The sequence below is a fragment of the Streptomyces pseudovenezuelae genome (assembly GCF_001513955.1).
Classification (GTDB): Bacteria; Actinomycetota; Actinomycetes; order Streptomycetales; family Streptomycetaceae; genus Streptomyces; species Streptomyces pseudovenezuelae.
The window spans coordinates 1-20,078 of record NZ_KQ948149.1; the positions used below are offsets into that span (position 1 = coordinate 1).

The following is a 20,078-nucleotide window of genomic DNA, read 5'->3' on the forward strand; positions in this document are numbered from 1 at the left end:
AATCATTCAAAGGGTTGGACCCTGAACTTCGGTTCAGGGTCCAACCCTTTTTTGTTGGGCGTCACTTGAAGTTCACGTTGCGCAACCACCATCCCCAGCATGGGTACTGCTGCAATGCTCAGGGCCGCCGGCGTCGGAGTCGGTGACGAGGTCGTCGTACCGGCCTTCGGGAACGTCGAGGTCGCCGAAGCGGTGACACTCACGGGTGCGCTTCCGGTGTTCGCGGACATACATCCGGTCAGCTACTGCCTTGACGCGTCCGCTGTCGAAGCGGCCGTAACTCCGCGGACGGCGGCCGTCGTTGTCGTCCACCGATTCGGGCGGCCGGCCGACATGGCGCGGCTGCTCGCGGTCGGGGAGCGGCACGGGCTGCTGGTGCTCCAGGAGGGCGAGTCCGAGGCGCCGTACGACGAGACCGCTCAACGGCGGGAGCGGGCCTGCTATCTCGATGGGAAGCTGCGCGGGGTGCGCACGCCCGATGGAGGCGACGGGCACACCTACCAGCAGTACGTCGTGCGCGTGCCCGGCAACGGACGGCCGGACCGGGACGCGTTCGCGCGGGCCCTGCGGAGCAAGGGAGTTGAGTGCCGGGTGCCGGTGAAGACGCCTGTGCACCGGCTTCCCGAGTTCCGGCGTTGCGTGTCGCTGCCGGAGACCGAGCTGGCCGCCGACGAGACGCTTGCGCTGCCGGTCGATGCCTCGCTGACCAAGCGGGACATGCAGCGGGTGGTGGCCGCGTGCAACGCCCTCGGCGGACTGCTTCAGCCTGCTTTCTGAGCGAGTTGGGAGCACGGGTCTGCTCGGGGTATGATCTATTCCGTTGCCGCGAGGGAAACCTCGAAAGGCGACAGGCCCCCTTAGCTCAGTCGGCAGAGCGTCTCCATGGTAAGGAGAAGGTCAACGGTTCGATTCCGTTAGGGGGCTCCAGCCAAAAGGCCCCGCCCATTCGGGCGGGGCCTTTTTCGTGCTCTCTCTCAGTCCGTGTGCAGGCCCGGGACGCGCATCGCCAGGATGGCCATGTCGTCGGACGGGGCGTCGGAGGCGAAGCGTTCGACCGCGCGCATGATGCGGGCCGCGACCGCGCCGGCCGTCAGGCCCGTACAGGTGGTGAGGACGTCGGCGAGACCGTCGTCGCCCAGCATGCGGGTGCCTTCCCGGCGTTCGGTGACGCCGTCCGTGACGCAGAGCAGGACGTCGCCCGGGTCGAGGGTGACCGTCTGCTCGTAGAGCTCCAGGTCCTCCATCACGCCGAGGAGCGGCTGCGGTTCGGCGGCCGGTTCCACGGTGCCGTCCTGGCGCAGGCGGAGCGGGAGCGGGTGGCCGGCGCAGACGACCTTCAGACGGGCGCTGCCGTCCTCCTGCGGCCACAGCTCGCCGTAGAGCAGGGTCAGGAAGCGGCTGCGGGCGCCCTCGTCGAGGATCGCGGAGTTCAGGCGCTCCAGGACCGCCGGGCCGCTGAGGCCCTCCCTGGCCAGGAGGCGGAGGGCGTGACGGGCGAGGCCCGTCACCGCGGCGGCGTTCGGGCCCGTGCCGCAGACGTCGCCGATGGCGAAGCCGTACGCGCCGTCGCTGATGGGGAAGACGTCGTAGAAGTCGCCGCCGACCTCGTTCCCCTCGCCCGCCGCGCGGTAGATGACCTCGACCTCGACGCCGTCGATCTGGGGGAGCTCGGGTGGCAGGAGGCTGCGCTGGAGGGACTGGCTGATGGCCGTGCGCTCGGAGTAGAGGCGGGCGTTGTCGAGGGCGAGGGCGGCCCGGCGGGACAGGTCCTCGGCCAGTTCCAGGATCTCCTGGCGGAAGTGTTCGTCGGAGGGCTTGCCGAGGGTCAGCATGCCGATGACGCGGTTGCGGGCGACCAGGGGAAGGACGACGGTCTCGCCGCCCACCGCGGAGGCCGTGGCGAGCGTGGGGCCGATTCCGGAGGCGAGCTGGTGGGTCTGGCCGCCGGTGAGGCCGAGGCTGCGCATGGAGCTGCGCAGGGCCGCCTGGTGGGCCGCCTCGCCGGGGGCCGACCAGACGCGGGCACCGGGAGTGGGGACCGGGTCCGGGGGCTGGATCTTCGACAGCAACGACTTGATGCCGTCGATGAGTTCCTCGTCCTCGTGCAGGACGTACGACAGATAGGGATCCGAGGCCTGGTCGGCGATCGTGTACACGGCACACCAGGTGGCCAGGGTCGGGACGGTCATCTGGGCCATGAGGGCCAGCGTCTGGTCGCGGTCCAGGGTGCCGGCGAGGAGGTCCGAGGCCTCGACGAGGAAGCTCAGGGAGCCTCGGCGCAGGCGTTCGAGTTCACCCAGGCGGGCCGACTCGACGGCCAACGCGATGCGGTCGGCGGCGAACTGGAGTCGCAGGGCCTCTTCGTTCGAGTATCTGCCGGGTCCCTCCGCGGCCACGCCCAGGGAGCCGGTGAGGCGTCCCTCGACCTTCAGCGGGACGGTGACGACCGAGCGCATGCCGGTGCCGCTCAGCAGCGGTACGGCGCCCGGTACGGCCGACAGGTCGTCGTGGACGGCCGGCATGCGGGCGGAGCCGTAGCGGCCGGGGCCCCCTTCGACGGGCACGCGCGCGAAGCGCTGACGGGCGGAGGGCAGGCCGGTGGAGGCGCGGACCTCCAGCTCCGTCTCGTCATCGGTCGCGAGGAGCAGGAAGGCGGAGTCGCCGTCGAGCATGTCGCGCGCGCGTTCGACCGTGCGCTGGAGCAGGCCGTCGAGGTCGTCCGGGGCCGGGGAGCCGATGAACACCTCGAAGGGGTCGGTGCTCTGGCCGTCGACGGAGGTGTTCGTGTCGGAGGCGGGGCCGCGCAACGGCGTCTGGAGTACGGCCCGTTCGTGGTCGCGCACCAGGAGGCAGACGGTGGAGGGCTCGCCGCCGGTGTCGCGGACGCGCAGGTGGGAGGCGTAGACCGAGGTGACGCGGCCGTTGGCGGCCCTTATGCCGTAGCTGCCCTCCCAGCGCGAGAGCTGGAGTGCCTCGGCGATGCCGGTGCCGGTGCCCGGGGTGTGCGGCCAGGCCGCGAGGTCGGTCAGAGGCTTGCCGAGGACCTGTTCGGCGGCGTATCCGAAGAGTTCCTCGGCGTCCTCGTTCCACGAGGTGATGGCGCACGTACGGTCGATCTGGACGACGGCGACGCGGACGCGGCCGTCGGCGAGCGGGAGGAGGTCCGCGGGCAGTGACGGGCCCGCCGTGCGGGTGCCCACCGGGCGCTCGGGCAGGTCGAGTTGGAACCAGACCTGCTTCTGGGTGGGCGTGTAGTCGACGCCCCAGCGGCCGGCGAGCGCGGCGCAGAGCTGGAGGCCGCGGCCGCCCTCGCGGTCGAGGTTGCCCATGTTGACGGCTTGGCCCTGGAGCGGGATCTCCCGTTCGGGGTAGTGGTCGGCCACCTCGATGCGGACACCGTCGTCACTGCGCAGGCACAGAACGTCGGCCGAGGTGCCGGCGTGCACCACGGCGTTGGTGACGAGTTCGCTGGTGAGGACCACCGCGTCGTCGACGATGTCGGCGAAGCCCCAGCCCTGGAGGGTGTCGCGGACGAAGGACCGGGCTGTCGCGACCGATCGTCCGACGGGCTCGAAGCTGGCGGCCGCGCGCGCGGTGATCACAGAACTCCTCGACCGGTTGTCGACGTGCAGGGCTGCCTGGCCGACCGGCTCGTGCCGCTGCTGCGGCAGACCGCCCGTCGGCCGGGGATCCGGGTTCTGTCCCCCGGGGATCAGTCCGGTGGTCATGTGTGCGGCCGCCCTCCGATGCCCGCTCGTGCTCGTGCCACCGCCCAGGCCGGACGGACCGGCTCGGCTGGACAGCCGCATGCAAGGTTACTTACCTTCGACGGCCATGCGGATGCCGGTCTGCAGTGTTTCCGTCCGGAGGGTGTGCGGACGATGTGCGAAGCTGCCGAACTGTTATGGCCGGGTTCAACCAGGGTGAAACACTGGGCAAGCTCCTGAAGAAGGTTCGGGCAGGCCGAGTGGCTTGCTCGCAGGGCGGGCAGCAGCCCGTGGTGCGGCTTCGCACGCCTGGTTGAAATATCGCTGTAGTAAGCAGAAGCGTGCGGCAGCAAGCAGTGTGCCGCGCGGTACCACCCGAGCACAGCAGTAACGGTCGACCCCTGCGGGAGGGACACAGTGGAGTCTGGCGCAGCGACGCGGGGCACTAGGACGCGCGCGAAGGGCGGACAGTCCGCGAGCGGCCAGCGCAAACCGCGGGGCGGGACCACCGCGGTGGACACGGCTGCCCTGGACCGGCTGCTGTCCGCGCTGGTCTCGATGCGTGACGGGAACTTCCGCAAGCGGTTGACGGTGTCCGGCGACGGCGTGATGTCGGAGATCGCGGCCGTCTTCAACGAGGTGGCCGACCGCAATCTGCATCTGACGGGTGAGCTGTCACGCGTGCGGCGCATGGTGGGTCGTGAGGGCAAGCTCACGGAAAGGCTGGAAACAGGCGCCTGCGAGGGCTCCTGGGCGTCGGCCATCGATGCCTCCAACGCGCTCGTGGACGATCTCGTACGGCCCGTCTCCGAGGTCGGCCGGGTGCTGTCCGCGGTGGCGGAGGGTGATCTGTCACCCCGTATGGAGCTCAGGACGCAGGCGCCGGACGGGACGGGGCATCCGCTGCGCGGGGAGTTCCTGAAGGTCGGGCGGACTGTAAACAACCTTGTCGATCAGCTCTCGACGTTCACCGACGAGGTCACTCGGGTGGCCAGCGAGGTCGGTACCGAGGGCAAGCTGGGCGGCCAGGCACGCGTGCGTGGCATGTCGGGTTCCTGGAAGGACCTGACCGAGTCCGTCAACACGATGGCGTACCGGCTGACGGCCCAGGTGCGGGACATCGCGCTGGTGACCACGGCGGTCGCCAAGGGCGATCTGTCCCGGAAGGTCACGGTTCACGTGGCCGGCGAGATGCTGGAGCTGAAGAACACCGTCAACACGATGGTGGACCAGCTCTCCTCCTTCTCCTCCGAGGTGACCCGCGTCGCGCGCGAGGTGGGTGTCGAGGGCGAGCTCGGCGGCCAGGCGCAGGTGCCGGGTGTGGCCGGGGTGTGGAAGGACCTCACCGATTCGGTGAACCTCATGGCCGGCAACCTGACGGCCCAGGTGCGCGGGATCGCCCAGGTGACGACGGCGGTCGCGAGCGGTGACCTGTCGCAGAAGGTGACGGTGTCCGCACGCGGCGAGGTCGCGCAGCTCGCCGACACGATCAACCAGATGACCGAGACGCTGCGGATCTTCGCGGACGAGGTCACCCGCGTGGCCAACGAGGTCGGTGCCGAGGGGCAGCTCGGCGGGCAGGCGAACGTGCCGGGTGCGGCGGGGACGTGGAAGGACCTCACCGATTCGGTGAACACGGTCTTCCGGAACCTCACCACCCAGGTGCGGGACATCGCCGCCGTGACGACGGCGGTGGCCAACGGTGACCTGTCGCAGAAGGTCACCGTGGACGTGGCCGGCGAGATGCTGGAGCTGAAGAACACCGTCAACGGGATGGTGGACCAGCTGTCCGCGTTCGGTGCCGAGGTCACGCGCGTGGCGCGCGAGATCGGTGTCGAGGGTGAGCTGGGCGGCCAGGCGCAGGTGCCGGGCGCCGCCGGTACGTGGAAGGACCTGACCGACTCCGTCAACACCGCGTTCAGGAACCTCACCGGACAGGTGAGGAACATCGCCCAGGTGACGACGGCGGTGGCCAACGGTGACCTGTCGCAGAAGGTCACCGTGGACGTCTCCGGCGAGATGCTCCAGCTGAAGAACACCGTGAACACGATGGTGGACCAGCTCTCCGCCTTCGCCGACCAGGTGACGCGGATGGCCCGGGACGTGGGCACCGAGGGCCGGCTGGGCGGTCAGGCCGTCGTGCCGGGCGTGTCGGGTACGTGGAAGGAGCTCACCGACTCCGTCAACTTCATGGGTGGCAACCTCACCTCTCAGGTGCGGCAGATCGCCCAGGTGACGACGGCGGTGGCCCGGGGTGACCTGTCGCAGAAGATCGACGTGGACGCGCGCGGCGAGATCCTGGAGCTGAAGAACACCATCAACACGATGGTCGACCAGCTCTCCGCCTTCGCCGACCAAGTGACCCGGGTGGCCCGCGACGTGGGCACCGAGGGCCGCCTCGGCGGGCAGGCCCAGGTGCCCGGCGTCGCCGGTGTGTGGCGGGACCTGACCGACTCCGTGAACGGAATGGCAGGAAACCTTACTGCCCAGGTGCGCAACATCGCCCAGGTGGCCACCGCGGTGGCCCGGGGTGACCTGTCGCAGAAGATCGACGTGGACGCACGGGGCGAGATCCTTGAGCTGAAGAACACCCTCAACACGATGGTGGATCAGCTCTCCAGCTTCGCCGACCAGGTGACCCGGGTGGCGCGTGAGGTGGGCACCGAGGGCATCCTCGGCGGCCAGGCCGAGGTGCAGGGTGTCTCCGGCACCTGGAAGGACCTCACGCAGTCCGTGAACTTCATGGCGAACAACCTGACGATCCAGGTGCGCAACATCGCCGAGGTCACCACGGCGGTCGCCAAGGGCGATCTCTCGAAGAAGATCACCGTCGACGCGAAGGGCGAGATCCTTGAGCTCGTCACCACCGTCAACACGATGGTCGACCAGCTGTCGTCCTTCGCCGAGCAGGTGACCCGGGTGGCCCGTGAGGTGGGCACCGAGGGACAGCTGGGCGGTCAGGCGCGGGTTCCGGGTGTCACGGGCATCTGGAAGGACCTCAGCGACAACGTGAACCTGATGGCCAACAACCTGACCATGCAGGTGCGCAACATCTCCCAGGTCGCCAACGCGGTCGCCAATGGTGACCTCACGCGGACGGTGACGATCGAGGCGCGCGGTGAGGTCGCGCAGCTCGCCGACACCTTCAACACCATGGTGAAGACGCTGAGTTCGTTCGCGGACCAGGTCACCAAGGTGGCCCGTGAGGTGGGCACGGACGGCATCCTGGGCGGCCAGGCGCGGGTGCCGGGTGTGGCCGGTACCTGGAAGGACCTCACCGAATCCGTGAACCAGATGGCGTCCAACCTGACCGGTCAGGTGCGGAACATCGCCATGGTGACCACGGCCATCGCCAAGGGCGACCTGACCAAGAAGATCGACATCGACGCCCGAGGCGAGATCCTGGAGCTGAAGACGACCATCAACACGATGGTCGACCAGCTGTCGTCCTTCGCCGAGGAGGTCACCCGGGTGGCCCGCGAGGTGGGCACCGAAGGACAGCTCGGCGGCCAGGCACGCGTGCGGGACGTCGACGGCACCTGGCGCGACCTGACCGAGTCCGTGAATGAAATGGCAGGAAACCTCACCCGCCAGGTGCGAGCCATCGCGCGCGTGGCGACCGCGGTGACCCGGGGCGACCTGAACCTGAAGATCGACGTGGACGCGTCGGGCGAGATCCAGGAGCTCCAGGACTACATCAACAAGATGATCGCCAACCTGCGCGACACCACGATCGCCAACAAGGAGCAGGACTGGCTCAAGGGCAACCTGGCCCGTATCTCGGCGCTCATGCAGGGCCGCCGGGACCTGGAGGACGTGGCCTCGCTGATCATGAGCGAGCTGACGCCGGTGGTGACCGCGCAGCACGGCGCGTTCTTCGTCGCGATGCCGCTCCTGGACGGCAAGGACATGAGCGCCGAGGCGGAGGAGCAGTACGAACTGCGCATGCTCGGGTCGTACGGCTACTCGATGGGCTCCATGCCGACGTCGTTCCGGCCGGGGGAGGCGCTCATCGGGACGGCCGCAGAGGAGAAGCGCACGATCCTGGTGGAGAACGCGCCCAGCGGCTATCTGAAGATCTCCTCCGGTCTCGGAGAGGCGCCGCCCGCGCAAGTGATCGTCCTCCCGGTGCTGTTCGAGGGCAAGGTGCTCGGTGTCATCGAGCTCGCGTCCTTCACACCCTTCACGCAGATCCAGAAGGATTTCCTCAACCAGATCGCCGAGATGATCGCGACCAGCGTCAACACCATCTCCGTCAACACCAAGACGGAGGTGCTGCTGAAGCAGTCGCAGGAGCTGACCGAGCAACTGCGGGAGCGGTCGGCGGAGTTGGAGAACCGGCAGAAGGCCCTCCAGGCGTCCAACGCCGAGCTGGAGGAGAAGGCCGAGCTGCTGGCCCAGCAGAACCGTGACATCGAGGTCAAGAACACCGAGATCGAGGAGGCGCGGCAGGTCCTGGAGGAGCGCGCCGAGCAACTCGCCGTCTCGATGCGCTACAAGAGCGAGTTCCTGGCGAACATGTCGCACGAACTGCGGACCCCGCTGAACTCGCTGCTGATCCTCGCCAAGCTGCTCGCCGACAACGCGGACTCCAACCTCACCCCCAAGCAGGTCGAGTTCGCCGAGACCATCCATGGCGCGGGTTCCGACCTGCTGCAGCTGATCAACGACATCCTCGACCTGTCGAAGGTCGAGGCGGGCAAGATGGACGTCTCGCCGACGCGTATCGCCCTCGTGCAGCTCGTGGACTACGTGGAGGCCACCTTCCGGCCGCTGACCGCGGAGAAGGGCCTGGACCTGTCCGTACGGGTCTCGCCCGAGCTGCCCGCCACACTGCACACCGACGAACAGCGGCTGCTCCAGGTGCTGCGGAACCTGCTCTCGAACGCGGTGAAGTTCACCGACTCCGGGGCCGTCGAGCTGGTCATCCGGCCCGCCGGGCGGGATGTGCCGGTGGCGATCCGGGAGCAGCTGCTGGAGGCCGGTTCGCTGCGCGACCCGGACGCCGACCTGATCGCGTTCTCGGTGACCGACACCGGCATCGGCATCGCGGCCAGCAAGATGCGGGTGATCTTCGAGGCGTTCAAGCAGGCCGACGGCACGACCAGTCGCAAGTACGGCGGCACGGGCCTCGGGCTGTCGATCTCGCGGGAGATCGCGCAACTGCTCGGCGGCGAGATCCACGCGCAGAGCGAGCCGGGACGCGGATCGACGTTCACGCTGTATTTGCCGCTGCACCCGAGCGAACTGCCTCCGCAGGGTTACCAGCAGTCCATGCCCGCTCTGGAGGCCGGCGACCTGGTGGCGTCCACGTCGGAGAACGGGATGGGCGGCGTCGAGGTCGAGACGCCGGCCGAGGTGCGGTCGTACCAGGAGACGCAGAACGGGGCCGCGGCGCTGTTCCGGCGCCGTCGCAGGACCGCGCCGTCCCTGGAGCAGCGGATCGGGCAGCCGGACCAGTGGTCGGCGGTGGAGCACCAGTCCGCGCCGCAGCCGCGCCGGGGCATCCGGTTCGGCGGGGAGAAGGTGCTGATCGTCGACGACGACATCCGCAATGTCTTCGCGCTCACCAGTGTCCTCGAACAGCACGGCCTGTCGGTGCTCTACGCGGAGAACGGCCGGGAGGGCATCGAGGTGCTGGAACAGCACGAGGACGTGGCGGTCGTCCTGATGGACATCATGATGCCCGAGATGGACGGGTACGCGACGACCAACGCGATCCGCAGGATGCCGCAGTTCGCCGGGCTCCCGATCATCGCGCTGACCGCCAAGGCGATGAAGGGCGACCGGGAGAAGGCGATCGAGTCGGGCGCCTCGGACTATGTGACGAAGCCCGTCGATCCCGATCATCTGCTGTCGGTGATGCAGCAGTGGATGCGGGGAGAGTGATGGGAATCTGCGGAGTTCACGCGGAGTTGCTGACTCAGGGTGCCCGATGCCGTGTAGAAGTACGGGATTCGGGGAACCTTCTGGTCTCCCGCTACGTTTCTGCTACGTGCACAGTGACATCACGGTGACAGGGTGTGGCGACAGACAGGGTGCGGCTACGATGACCGGCACAAGGACGGGCGGCGAAAGGGAGTCGTCTGCAGGGGCGGCACCCGGTGCACATCCGGGGCGAGGAGGGCGGGCCATGGTGCAGAAGGCCAAGATCCTCCTGGTCGATGACCGGCCGGAGAATCTGCTGGCGCTGGAGGCCATCCTCTCCGCGCTCGATCAGACACTGGTGCGGGCATCGTCCGGGGAGGAAGCGCTCAAGGCGCTGCTCACGGACGACTTCGCGGTGATTCTGCTGGACGTCCAGATGCCGGGCATGGACGGTTTCGAGACCGCGGCGCACATCAAGCGGCGGGAGCGGACCCGGGACATCCCGATCATCTTCCTCACCGCGATCAACCACGGCCCGCACCACACCTTCCGTGGGTACGCGGCGGGAGCGGTGGACTACATCTCCAAGCCCTTCGACCCGTGGGTGCTGCGCGCGAAGGTCTCGGTGTTCGTCGAGCTCTACATGAAGAACTGCCAGCTGCGAGAGCAGGCGGCGCTGCTGCGGCTCCAGTTGGAGGGCGGCGGCGGAGGCAAGGCGGCGATCGGGGACGCGAAGGAGCCGGCGGGGCTGCTCGCCGAGCTGTCCGCGCGACTCGCGGCGGTCGAGGAGCAGGCGGAGGCGCTCTCCAAGCAACTGGACGACGAGTCCGCGGACGCGGCAGCGGTCGCCACCGCGGCCCATCTCGAACGCAAACTGACGGGGTTGCGGCGGGCGCTGGACGCGCTGGAGCCGGGTACTGGGAGTTCCCCGTCGGTGTCCTCGCAGAACTGACGCTCGCCGACAGACCCCTTGAGTCCGCGTCAGTTCGGCACCCCATCAGAAGCGACACGAACGGGTGAAGCAGTGGGCACACGTGTCCGCGGTCGTCTCCACCGGTAACCTCACACTCATGGCCTCACGTCCCCCCGCCGCCAAGAAGCAGCCCGCCAAGAAGGCTGCCGCTCCCGCGAAGGGTCCGGCGAAGAAGGCCGCTGCCAGGAAAGCACCGGCCAAGAAGGCGCCCGCCAGGAAGGCAGCGGCGAAGAAGGCCGTGCCGCCGAGGCCGGCGCCCAGTCCGACCGGAGGCGTCCTCCGGCTCGTCCGCGCCCTCTGGCTCGGCGTTGCCCATGCCGTGGGCGCCGTGTTCCGCGGGATAGGGCAGGGCGCGAAGAACCTCGACCCGGCGCACCGGAAGGACGGCGTGGCACTCCTGCTGCTCGGCCTCGGCCTGATCGTGGCCGCCGGTACCTGGTCGAACCTGCGCGGGCCCGTCGGCGACCTCGTCGAGATCATCGTGACCGGTGCCTTCGGTCGGCTCGACCTGCTCGTGCCGATACTGCTCGCGGTCATCGCCGTACGGTTCATCCGGCACCCCGAGCAGCCCGAGGCGAACGGCCGGATCGTGATCGGCCTGTCGGCGCTCGTCATCGGCGTCCTCGGCCAGGTCCACATCGCCTGCGGTGCCCCCGCCCGCAGCGACGGCATGCAGGCGATAAGGGACGCCGGCGGCCTCATCGGCTGGGGAGCGGCCACCCCGCTGACGTACACCATGGGCGAGGTCCTCGCCGTACCGCTGCTCGTGCTGCTGACGGTCTTCGGGCTGCTCGTCGTCACCGCCACCCCGGTCAACGCCATTCCGCGGCGGCTGCGGGAGCTCGGCGTGCGGCTCGGGATCCTCCCCGACCCGGTGGAGGACGAGTTCGGCGAGGACGACGAGCGTTACGACGAGCAGTGGCGTGAGGCGCTGCCCGCGCGCGGGCGCAAGCGAGGTCTGGCGCCCGAGGCCTACGACCCCGACGGCGCCGAGCAGGAGGCCCTCTCGCAGCGTCGCGGGCGCCCCAGGCGGTCCGCGGTGCCGCAGCCCGCGATGGACCGGCAGATGGACGCCGTGGACATCGCCGCGGCCGCCGCCGCCGATCTGGACGGCGTCGTCATGCACGGCCTGCCGCCCTCGCCGCTGGTCGCCGACCTCACCCAGGGCGTCGGCGTGGGCGACCGGGTCGAGACGACCCCCGTGCACACGCCGGTCCCGGCCGCGCGGCCCAAGCAGGAGTCGCGTCCGAAGCAGGAGAAGCTCAAGGTCGAGGTCGCCGACCTCACCAAGCCCGCTCCCGAGGCTCCCAGCGACCTGCCCCCGCGCGCGGAGCAGCTCCAGCTGTCCGGTGACGTCACCTACGCGCTGCCCTCCCTCGACCTCCTGGAGCGTGGTGGTCCGGGCAAGGCGCGCAGCGCGGCCAACGACGCCGTGGTCGCCTCGCTGACGACCGTCTTCACGGAGTTCAAGGTCGACGCCGCCGTCACCGGCTTCACGCGCGGGCCGACGGTCACGCGCTACGAGGTCGAGCTCGGGCCCGCGGTGAAGGTCGAGCGGATCACCGCGCTGGCCAAGAACATCGCGTACGCCGTCGCCAGCCCGGACGTGCGGATCATCAGCCCGATCCCCGGCAAGTCCGCGGTCGGCATCGAGATCCCCAACACCGACCGGGAGATGGTCAACCTCGGTGACGTGCTGCGGCTCGCGGCGGCGGCCGAGGACGAGCACCCCATGCTGGTCGCGCTCGGCAAGGACGTCGAGGGTGGCTATGTGATGGCCAACCTGGCGAAGATGCCGCACGTGCTCGTGGCCGGAGCCACCGGTTCCGGTAAGTCCTCGTGCATTAACTGCTTGATCACTTCGGTCATGGTCCGCGCGACCCCCGAGGACGTGCGCATGGTCCTCGTCGACCCCAAGCGCGTGGAGCTGACGGCCTACGAGGGCATCCCGCACCTGATCACGCCGATCATCACCAACCCGAAGCGGGCCGCCGAGGCGCTCCAGTGGGTCGTACGGGAGATGGACCTTCGCTACGACGACCTGGCGGCGTACGGGTTCCGGCACATCGACGACTTCAACGAGGCCATCAGGAACGGCAAGGTCAAACTGCCCGAGGGCAGTGAGCGCGAGCTCCAGCCGTACCCCTATCTGCTGGTGATCGTCGACGAGCTCGCCGACCTGATGATGGTCGCCCCGCGGGACGTCGAGGACGCCATCGTGCGGATCACGCAGCTCGCGCGCGCGGCCGGCATCCACCTGGTGCTCGCCACCCAGCGGCCGTCGGTGGACGTCGTCACCGGTCTGATCAAGGCGAACGTGCCCTCGCGGCTCGCCTTCGCCACGTCCTCGCTCGCCGACTCCCGGGTCATCCTCGACCAGCCGGGCGCCGAGAAGCTGATCGGCAAGGGCGACGGTCTCTTCCTGCCGATGGGCGCCAACAAGCCCACCCGTATGCAGGGCGCCTTCGTGACCGAGGAAGAGGTCGCGGCGATCGTCCAGCACTGCAAGGACCAGATGGCGCCGGTCTTCCGGGACGACGTCGTCGTGGGCACCAAGCAGAAGAAGGAGATCGACGAGGAGATCGGCGACGACCTCGACCTGCTGTGCCAGGCGGCCGAGCTGGTCGTCTCCACGCAGTTCGGGTCGACCTCGATGCTCCAGCGCAAGCTGCGCGTCGGGTTCGCGAAGGCGGGCCGGCTGATGGACCTGATGGAGTCCCGGGGCATCGTGGGACCCAGCGAGGGGTCCAAGGCTCGTGACGTTCTTGTGAAGGCTGACGAACTGGACGGAGTGCTCGCGGTGATCCGCGGGGAGGCTTAGAGGGAGCCCCGAGCGGGTGCGGCCACCGATGTTCGATCGTGACTCACCCGTAAGGGATCATCGAGCAACCGTTTCCCTTCGACGTACGTCAAGTTGAGGGAAGCAAAATGCTGCTGCCCCACCATCGGCGTGTTCGGCCATTCCGATGGCGTACAAAGTCCCACCGCCCGGTTGCCCCACTCTTTCGCACCCCCCCTAGACTGAACCTCCAGCACAGGTGGCTTAAACGCTCGAAAGGCGCCCCCGTGTCCATCGGCAACTCCCCTGAAGACGAGCGTCCGTTCGAAGACGACCCGCAGGAAGCCCACCTCTCCGTCGGTCACGCCCTGAAACAGGCGCGGATCGCGGCCGGGCTGACCGTCGACGACGTCAGCAACGCCACCAGGGTCCGCATCGCCATCGTGCACGCCATCGAGGCGGACGACTTCGCCCCCTGCGGTGGCGATGTGTACGCCCGGGGCCACATCAGGACCCTGGCCAAGGCCGTCCATCTGGATCCGGCCCCCCTTCTGGACCAGTTCGCCGCCGATCACGGCGGCGGGCGTCCCGCCCCGACCCCGGCCGCCCCGCTCTTCGAGGCGGAACGCATCCGTCCCGAGCGGCGCGGACCCAACTGGACCGCGGCCATGGTCGCCGCGATCGTCGCCGTGGTCGGCTTCGTCGGGTTCACCGCCTTCAAGGGCGGCGACGACGGCGGGACGGCACAGGTCGCCGACGGCACCACGCCCGCCGCCAGCAAGTCTCCGACGCCGAAGTCCGACAAGACCCCCAAGAACCCGAAGCCCACGCCGTCCGACAGCGCCATCGCGGCCGCCCCGCAGGACAAGGTGACCGTGCAGGTCAGCGCGGCCGACGGAAAGAGCTGGATCCTCGCCAAGGACCACAACGGCCGGACCCTCTTCGACGGGCTGCTCAAGCAGGGCGACTCCAAGACCTTCCAGGACAGCGACAAGATCAACCTCGTCCTCGGTGACGCCGGGGCGATCCAGCTGTACGTGAACGGCAAGAAGATCGACGACGACTGGCAGCCCGGAGCCGTGGAGCGCCTGACCTACACGAAGGGCGACCCGCAGGTCGGATAGCTCCCTGTTCGAACCTCTCGGTTCTCCGTCGTGAAGGGGTTGGCCATGATCGGCCAACCCCTTCGACATGGGGTGTCAGCGGGACGAAGTAGTCTTGAGCCCATGCCTGAACGCCGTACCGTCGCACTTGTCACTCTTGGCTGCGCCCGCAACGAGGTGGACTCGGAGGAGCTCGCAGGCCGTTTGGAGGCGGACGGCTGGGATCTCGTGGAGGACGCCGCGGACGCGGACGTCGCCGTCGTCAACACCTGTGGCTTCGTCGAGGCCGCCAAGAAGGACTCCGTCGACGCCCTCCTGGAGGCCAACGACCTCAAGGGTCACGGCAGAACCCAGGCCGTCGTGGCGGTGGGCTGCATGGCCGAGCGGTACGGCAAGGACCTCGCCGAGGCGCTGCCGGAAGCGGACGGGGTGCTCGGCTTCGACGACTACGCCGACATCTCCGACCGGCTCCAGACGATCCTCAGCGGCGGCGTCCACGCCGCCCACACCCCGCGTGACCGGCGCAAGCTGCTGCCGATCAGCCCGGCCGAGCGGCAGGATTCGGCGGCCTCCGTCGCGCTGCCCGGGCACGGTCCGGCCGCCGAGGCCCCCGAGCCGGCCCCCGCGGACCTTCCGGAGGGCCTCGCTCCGGCCTCCGGCCCCCGCGCGCCCCTGCGCCGCCGTCTGGACGGCTCCCCGGTCGCCTCGGTCAAGCTCGCCTCCGGCTGCGACCGGCGCTGCTCCTTCTGCGCCATCCCGTCCTTCCGCGGCTCCTTCATCTCCCGCCGCCCCTCGGACGTCCTCAACGAGACGCGCTGGCTCGCCGAGCAGGGCGTCAAGGAGATCATGCTGGTCTCCGAGAACAACACGTCGTACGGCAAGGACCTCGGCGACATCCGTCTGTTGGAGTCCCTGCTGCCCGAGCTCGCCGAGGTGGCCGGCCTCGAACGCGTGCGCGTCAGCTACCTGCAGCCCGCCGAGATGCGGCCCGGTCTGATCGACGTGCTCACCTCCACGCCCAAGGTCGTGCCCTACTTCGACCTGTCCTTCCAGCACTCCGCCCCCGGCGTGCTGCGCGCGATGCGCCGCTTCGGCGACACCGACCGCTTCCTGGAGCTCCTCGACACCATCCGCGGTAAGGCCCCCGAGGCCGGCGTGCGCTCCAACTTCATCGTGGGCTTCCCCGGCGAGACCGAGGCCGACCTCGCCGAGCTGGAGCGCTTCCTTAACGGCGCGCGACTGGACGCCATCGGCGTCTTCGGGTACTCCGACGAGGAGGGCACCGAAGCGGCGACGTACGAGAACAAGCTGGACGAGGACGTCGTCGCCGAGCGGCTGGCCCACGTCTCCCGGCTGGCCGAGGAGCTCGTCTCGCAGCGCGCCGAGGAGCGTGTCGGCGAGACCGTGCACGTGCTGGTCGAGTCGGTCGACGAGGAGGGCGTGTACGGCCGCGGCGCGCACCAGGCGCCCGAGACCGACGGTCAGGTGCTGCTCACGAGCGGCGAAGGTCTGAGCGTCGGTCGTATGGTCGAGGCGAAGGTGGTCGGTACGGAAGGTGTCGACCTGGTGGCCGAGCCGCTGGACGGCTCGCTCGCGTGTAGTGAGGAGGCGGGCAGATGACCGGAGTTCCGGCGTCCGCTGCGGGTGGCCCCTCCGCCGCGAAGGGCGGACCGGCGGCGGCGGTCTCGGGCGCCCCGTCCGGCGCGGCACCGAGCGCTCCCTCGGACGCGGTCTCGGGTACGGCGGCCGCGGTGCACGCCGGTGCCGTCCCCGTGGTGGAGGTCGTATCCGCAGCGGCTTCGGAGGACGGCGTCGACTCCGGTACGAAGCCCGCGCGCGGGAAGAAGATCGCGGCCGCGGCCGTCAACCAGGCCAGTGTCTGGAACATCGCCAACCTGCTGACCATGCTCCGGCTGGTCCTCGTGCCCGGATTCGTCGCCCTGATGCTGGCCGACGGCGGGTATGACCCCGCGTGGCGCTCGTTCGCCTGGGCGGCCTTCGCGGTCGCCATGATCACCGACCTGTTCGACGGGCACCTGGCCCGCACCTACAACCTCGTCACCGACTTCGGGAAGATCGCCGACCCCATCGCCGACAAGGCGATCATGGGGGCGGCGCTGATCTGTCTGTCCGGGCTCGGCGACCTGCCCTGGTGGGTGACGATCGTCATCCTCGGCAGGGAACTCGGAATCACCCTCCTGCGTTTCCTCGTCATCCGGTACGGCGTGATCCCGGCGAGCCGGGGTGGCAAGCTCAAGACCCTCAGCCAGGGCATCGCCGTAGGGATGTACATCCTGGCGCTGACGGGATGGCTGGCCACCGCGAGGTTCTGGGTGATGGCCGTGGCGGTCGTGCTGACCGTCGTGACTGGGCTCGACTATGTGAGACAGGCCATTGTGCTGCGCAGGCAGGGAATCGCCGAGCGTCAGGCGGCGTTGGAGGAGACGGAAGCGTGAGTTCCTCAGCCGCCCAAGTGGTGCGACTACTCACCGTGAGCGGTCGTACGCTCGCGGTCGCCGAGTCGCTCACCGGCGGACTGGTTGCGGCGGAAATCACAGCGGTTCCCGGCGCGTCCCAGGCGTTCCGGGGCTCGGTGACCGCCTACGCCACCGAGCTCAAGCATGAGCTGCTGGGTGTCGACGCCACCCTGCTGGACCAGCGAGGTGCGGTGGATCCGCAGGTCGCGGCCCAGATGGCGGCTGGAGTACGCAAGGCGCTCGGTGCCGACTGGGGTATCGCGACCACCGGAGTGGCGGGCCCGGAACCACAGGACGGAAAGCCCGTCGGAACGGTTTTCGTGGCCGTCGACGGACCCTTCACGGGCGCTTCCGAGGCAGTGAGTGGCGGGAAAGTGACCGCGCTGCGGTTGAACGGCGACCGTGCGGAAATTCGTATGGAGAGTGTACGGAGCGTACTCGCCCTCCTCCTGGAGGAGCTGGCGAGCGAACAGACCGGGAATGAGCGGGCACAGGATACGGAACGGAACGGGGGGTTTTGATGTTTGCAGCCCTGAGTGAACACGACATCGCTCCCCGCACGGCCGCGGCGCAAGGCGGTACGGTGGGGCGTGAAGGATGCGGCTACGCGGTCCGAGGAGGGAGCCACCGATGATTCTGCTCCGTCGCCTGCTGGGTGACGTGCTGCGTCGGCAGCGCCAGCGCCAGGGCCGTACTCTGCGCGAAGTCTCCTCCTCCGCCCGAGTCTCACTCGGCTATCTCTCCGAGGTGGAGCGGGGGCAGAAGGAGGCTTCCTCCGAACTGCTCTCCGCGATCTGCGACGCGTTGGACGTACGGATGTCCGAGCTCATGCGAGAAGTGAGCGACGAGCTCGCCCTCGCCGAGCTGGCCCAGTCTGCTGCGGCCACCCCCAGCGAGCCCGTACCGGCGCCCGTGCGCCCGATGCTGGGTTCCGTGTCGGTGAAGGGTGTGCCACCGGAACGAGTGACCATCAAGGCGCCGAGCGAAGCGGTGGACGTCGTAGCGGCGTGACGCTCGTGCTCGGTGCGCGGTGAGCCGACGGCTCACCGCGAGGAAGTTCTGCGAGGCCCCGGACGGGTTTCTCCAGTTGGTCTGGAGAGGCGCCGGTCGGGGTTTTCGTGCATCTTGGAGCGACGGTCGCGTCGGTGCGTCCGTGTGCCCTCGGTGCGCCCTCCCCGCGGATCGGGCAGCCGTCTAGCGTCCGGGCTGGAGGTGGCGGCATGGCGGGGCCGACAGTACGCCGGGGGGTGGCTCTCGGGCTCGGGGCACTGTGGTGGTGTGCCATGGCGCGGCTGGTGCTGGCGCCGGACGCCGGAGTGCTCGAAGGGGCGGTCGTGGCGGGCGGGTGGGGGCTGAGCCTGCTGCCGGTGCACTGTGTGCCCAAGGCGCGGGCCGCGGGGGCCGTGGCCGCTGGGCGCTGGGGTCAGGCGTGGCGGGCGGGGAAGCCTGCCGGGACCGGGCCTGCTGCGTCGGCCGGGAGGCCCGGGGAGTCGGGGGTGGCTACCACGGCATCGCCACGCCGCCGTTCGGGCGGAGGATCTGGCCCGTCGTGAAGGACGAGGCGTCGGAGGCCAGGTAGAGCACGGCGTGCGCGATGTCCTCCGGTTCGCCCACGCGCCGGAGCGGTGACATGCGGGACATGAGCGCCTCGGTGTGGGCCTGGGCGCCCTCGTCGTGGCGGTCGGTCATGGGGGTGCGGATCCAGCCGGGTGCGACGGCGTTGACCCGGATGCCGTACCGGCCGACCTCGGTGGCCAGGGTCTTCGTGAGTTGTACGACGGCTGCCTTGGCGGCGCCGTAGCAGAGCAGGCCTGCGCCGCCCGTGTCCACGGCGCCGGAGGCCATCGTGACGATGCTGCCCCTCGTCTTCCGGTCGAGCATCAGCCGGGCCGCCTCCTGGCAGGCGTGGAGCACGCCCTTGAAGTTGACGTCCAGGACGCGGTCGAGGTCCTCGTCCCGCGTCTCCAGGACCGGGCTGCTGTGCATGATCCCGGCGACGGCGGCCAGCACGTCCAGACGCTCGCAGGAGATGACGGCCCGGTGGAGCTGGTCGCGGTCGGTGACGTCGAGAGGGTGGGTGCGGGCGGTGCCGCCGGCGTCCTTGATCAGAGTCTCGGTCTCGTGCAGCCCGGCCGCGTCGAGATCGGCGCAGTGGACGGTGGCGCCCGCCTCGGCGAGCAGGACGGCGGTCGCGCGGCCGATGCCGCTCGCGGCGCCGGTGACGAACGCGACGCGTCCGGTGAGGTCGTACGCGCTGACGGCCATGGAGCGACGGTACGAGCGTTTCTGACGGGTCGTCAATTGGTCGTACGGCGTGAGGTTCTGGGGTGTGTTCGACCCGGTGCCCGGCGGCGAGGGCTCGGGGCCGGGCCGATCTGGCAGGTCGGGCACCAGTACGTGGGGCGTTCGCGGGAGCCGTCGCCCTGGTCGGCGACCCGGAGGGAGGTGCGGCAGCGGAGGCAGGGCCGGGGTGCGCGGCCGTAGACGAACAGGTCCTGGCCGCGGCGGCCGGTCGTGTTGCGGACCGGGCGGTCGCGGTTGGCCTCCAGGAGCTTCTTGGCGAGCACGGGGAGCTGTGCGGCGCGGTCCGCGGGGAGGGCGCCGACGGGCAGCCAGGGGGTGACGCCGAGCAGGAAGCAGAGCTCGCTCTTGTAGACGTTGCCGATGCCGGCGAGATTGCGCTGGTCGAGGAGGGCCTCGCCGAGGGAGCGGGCGGGGTCCCGGAGCACGTTGGCGAGGGCACGCTCGGGATCCCAGTCCGGGCCGAGGAGGTCGGGGCCGAGGTGACCGACGGCCTTGTGCTCGTCCGCGGTGCGGAGCAGTTCGAGGACGGGCAGCCGGTAGCCGACGGCAGCGCGGTCGGTGTTGGCCAGGATCGCGCGGATCTGGTGGGCGGGGCCGCCGGTCCAGCGCTGGTCCTCCGCGTAGACCTTCCAGGAGCCGTCCATGCGGAGGTGGGAGTGCAGGGTCAGGCCGCCCTCGACGCGGGTGAGGAGGTGCTTGCCTCGCGCGGTGACGTCCAGGACCCCGCGGCCGGTGAGGTCGGCCGTGGCGAATTTCGGCACCCTCAGGTCGCTGCGGGTCAGCACTCTGTCCGCGAGGGCGTGGTGGAGGCGCTTCGCGGATTGCCAGACGGTGTCTCCTTCGGGCATGGGTCAAGGGTGGCACGGG

General features: G+C 69.6%; 12 protein-coding genes and 1 tRNA gene. 10 read left to right on the forward strand and 3 right to left on the reverse strand.

From position 1 onward, the window contains the following. Window positions 1–114 precede the first annotated feature (114 nt). Both AQI94_RS24425 and AQI94_RS24430 read left to right on the forward strand, forming a co-directional pair. On the forward strand, window positions 115–777 hold the full coding sequence (locus AQI94_RS24425; RefSeq protein ID WP_031058693.1) for a DegT/DnrJ/EryC1/StrS family aminotransferase: 663 nt from the start codon (window positions 115–117) through the stop codon (window positions 775–777). Between the two features lie 74 nt (window positions 778–851). After that, window positions 852–927, forward strand: a tRNA-Thr gene (locus AQI94_RS24430). A gap of 47 nt (window positions 928–974) precedes the next feature. On the opposite strand, the gene AQI94_RS24435 is transcribed toward AQI94_RS24430, so the two are convergent. After that, the gene (locus tag AQI94_RS24435; RefSeq protein ID WP_031058690.1) at window positions 975–3,728 is read right to left on the reverse strand and encodes a SpoIIE family protein phosphatase; all 2,754 of its coding nucleotides are present in this window, start codon (window positions 3,726–3,728) and stop codon (window positions 975–977) included. 396 nt (window positions 3,729–4,124) lie between these two features. Here AQI94_RS24435 and AQI94_RS24440 point away from each other — a divergent pair, with 396 nt between their 5' ends. The 8 genes from AQI94_RS24440 (at window position 4,125) to AQI94_RS24475 (ending at window position 17,918) form a co-directional block, all read left to right on the forward strand. After that, window positions 4,125–9,596 carry a HAMP domain-containing protein gene (locus AQI94_RS24440; RefSeq protein ID WP_107119432.1) on the forward strand — a complete coding sequence of 1,824 codons (5,472 nt, stop codon included), beginning with the start codon at window positions 4,125–4,127 and terminating at the stop codon, window positions 9,594–9,596. Between the two features lie 244 nt (window positions 9,597–9,840). Then, complete coding sequence (locus tag AQI94_RS24445; RefSeq protein WP_031058677.1) at window positions 9,841–10,527, forward strand: response regulator; 687 nt, start codon at window positions 9,841–9,843, stop codon at window positions 10,525–10,527. A 118-nt stretch (window positions 10,528–10,645) separates the two neighbouring features. Further along, window positions 10,646–13,369, forward strand: coding sequence for a DNA translocase FtsK (locus AQI94_RS24450; protein WP_051832907.1), 2,724 nt, complete (start codon window positions 10,646–10,648; stop codon window positions 13,367–13,369). Between the two features lie 245 nt (window positions 13,370–13,614). Further along, entirely contained in the window at window positions 13,615–14,451 is an 837-nt protein-coding gene (locus AQI94_RS24455) for a helix-turn-helix domain-containing protein (RefSeq protein ID WP_031058674.1), read from the forward strand. Window positions 14,452–14,553: 102 nt separating this feature from the next. Next, window positions 14,554–16,050, forward strand: a complete 1,497-nt coding sequence (gene rimO, locus AQI94_RS24460; protein WP_078902953.1) for a 30S ribosomal protein S12 methylthiotransferase RimO — start codon at window positions 14,554–14,556, stop codon at window positions 16,048–16,050. Next, window positions 16,047–16,886 (forward strand): CDP-diacylglycerol--glycerol-3-phosphate 3-phosphatidyltransferase, encoded by an 840-nt coding sequence (pgsA, locus tag AQI94_RS24465; protein ID WP_031058668.1) that lies wholly within the window; start codon window positions 16,047–16,049, stop codon window positions 16,884–16,886. Before rimO ends, pgsA begins: the two co-directional genes overlap by 4 nt. Continuing rightward, a complete protein-coding gene (locus tag AQI94_RS24470) occupies window positions 16,883–17,428 on the forward strand; it encodes a CinA family protein (RefSeq protein WP_031058665.1) in 546 nt (181 codons plus the stop codon). Before pgsA ends, AQI94_RS24470 begins: the two co-directional genes overlap by 4 nt. A 109-nt stretch (window positions 17,429–17,537) precedes the next feature. Continuing rightward, window positions 17,538–17,918, forward strand: a complete 381-nt coding sequence (locus AQI94_RS24475; protein WP_007385114.1) for a helix-turn-helix domain-containing protein — start codon at window positions 17,538–17,540, stop codon at window positions 17,916–17,918. Between the two features lie 489 nt (window positions 17,919–18,407). Here AQI94_RS24475 and AQI94_RS24480 read toward each other — a convergent pair whose 3' ends face one another. Continuing rightward, window positions 18,408–19,172 (reverse strand): SDR family NAD(P)-dependent oxidoreductase, encoded by a 765-nt coding sequence (locus AQI94_RS24480; protein ID WP_031058662.1) that lies wholly within the window; start codon window positions 19,170–19,172, stop codon window positions 18,408–18,410. A gap of 32 nt (window positions 19,173–19,204) precedes the next feature. Further along, window positions 19,205–20,059: an Fpg/Nei family DNA glycosylase gene (locus tag AQI94_RS24485; protein WP_031058660.1), complete on the reverse strand. Its 855-nt coding sequence runs from the start codon at window positions 20,057–20,059 to the stop codon at window positions 19,205–19,207. Between the last annotated feature and the right edge of the window lie 19 nt (window positions 20,060–20,078).

Bases quoted from the DNA above. Each gene is read 5' to 3' on its own strand.
- AQI94_RS24425 (WP_031058693.1), top strand. From the start codon at position 115: ATGCTCAGGGCCGCCGGCGTCGGAGTCGGTGACGAGGTCGTCGTACCG.
- AQI94_RS24435 (WP_031058690.1), bottom strand. From the start codon at position 3,728: ATGACCACCGGACTGATCCCCGGGGGACAGAACCCGGATCCCCGGCCG.
- AQI94_RS24445 (WP_031058677.1), top strand. From the start codon at position 9,841: ATGGTGCAGAAGGCCAAGATCCTCCTGGTCGATGACCGGCCGGAGAAT.
- AQI94_RS24450 (WP_051832907.1), top strand. From the start codon at position 10,646: ATGGCCTCACGTCCCCCCGCCGCCAAGAAGCAGCCCGCCAAGAAGGCT.
- rimO (WP_078902953.1), top strand. From the start codon at position 14,554: ATGCCTGAACGCCGTACCGTCGCACTTGTCACTCTTGGCTGCGCCCGC.
- pgsA (WP_031058668.1), top strand. From the start codon at position 16,047: ATGACCGGAGTTCCGGCGTCCGCTGCGGGTGGCCCCTCCGCCGCGAAG.
- AQI94_RS24475 (WP_007385114.1), top strand. From the start codon at position 17,538: ATGATTCTGCTCCGTCGCCTGCTGGGTGACGTGCTGCGTCGGCAGCGC.
- AQI94_RS24480 (WP_031058662.1), bottom strand. From the start codon at position 19,172: ATGGCCGTCAGCGCGTACGACCTCACCGGACGCGTCGCGTTCGTCACC.
- AQI94_RS24485 (WP_031058660.1), bottom strand. From the start codon at position 20,059: ATGCCCGAAGGAGACACCGTCTGGCAATCCGCGAAGCGCCTCCACCAC.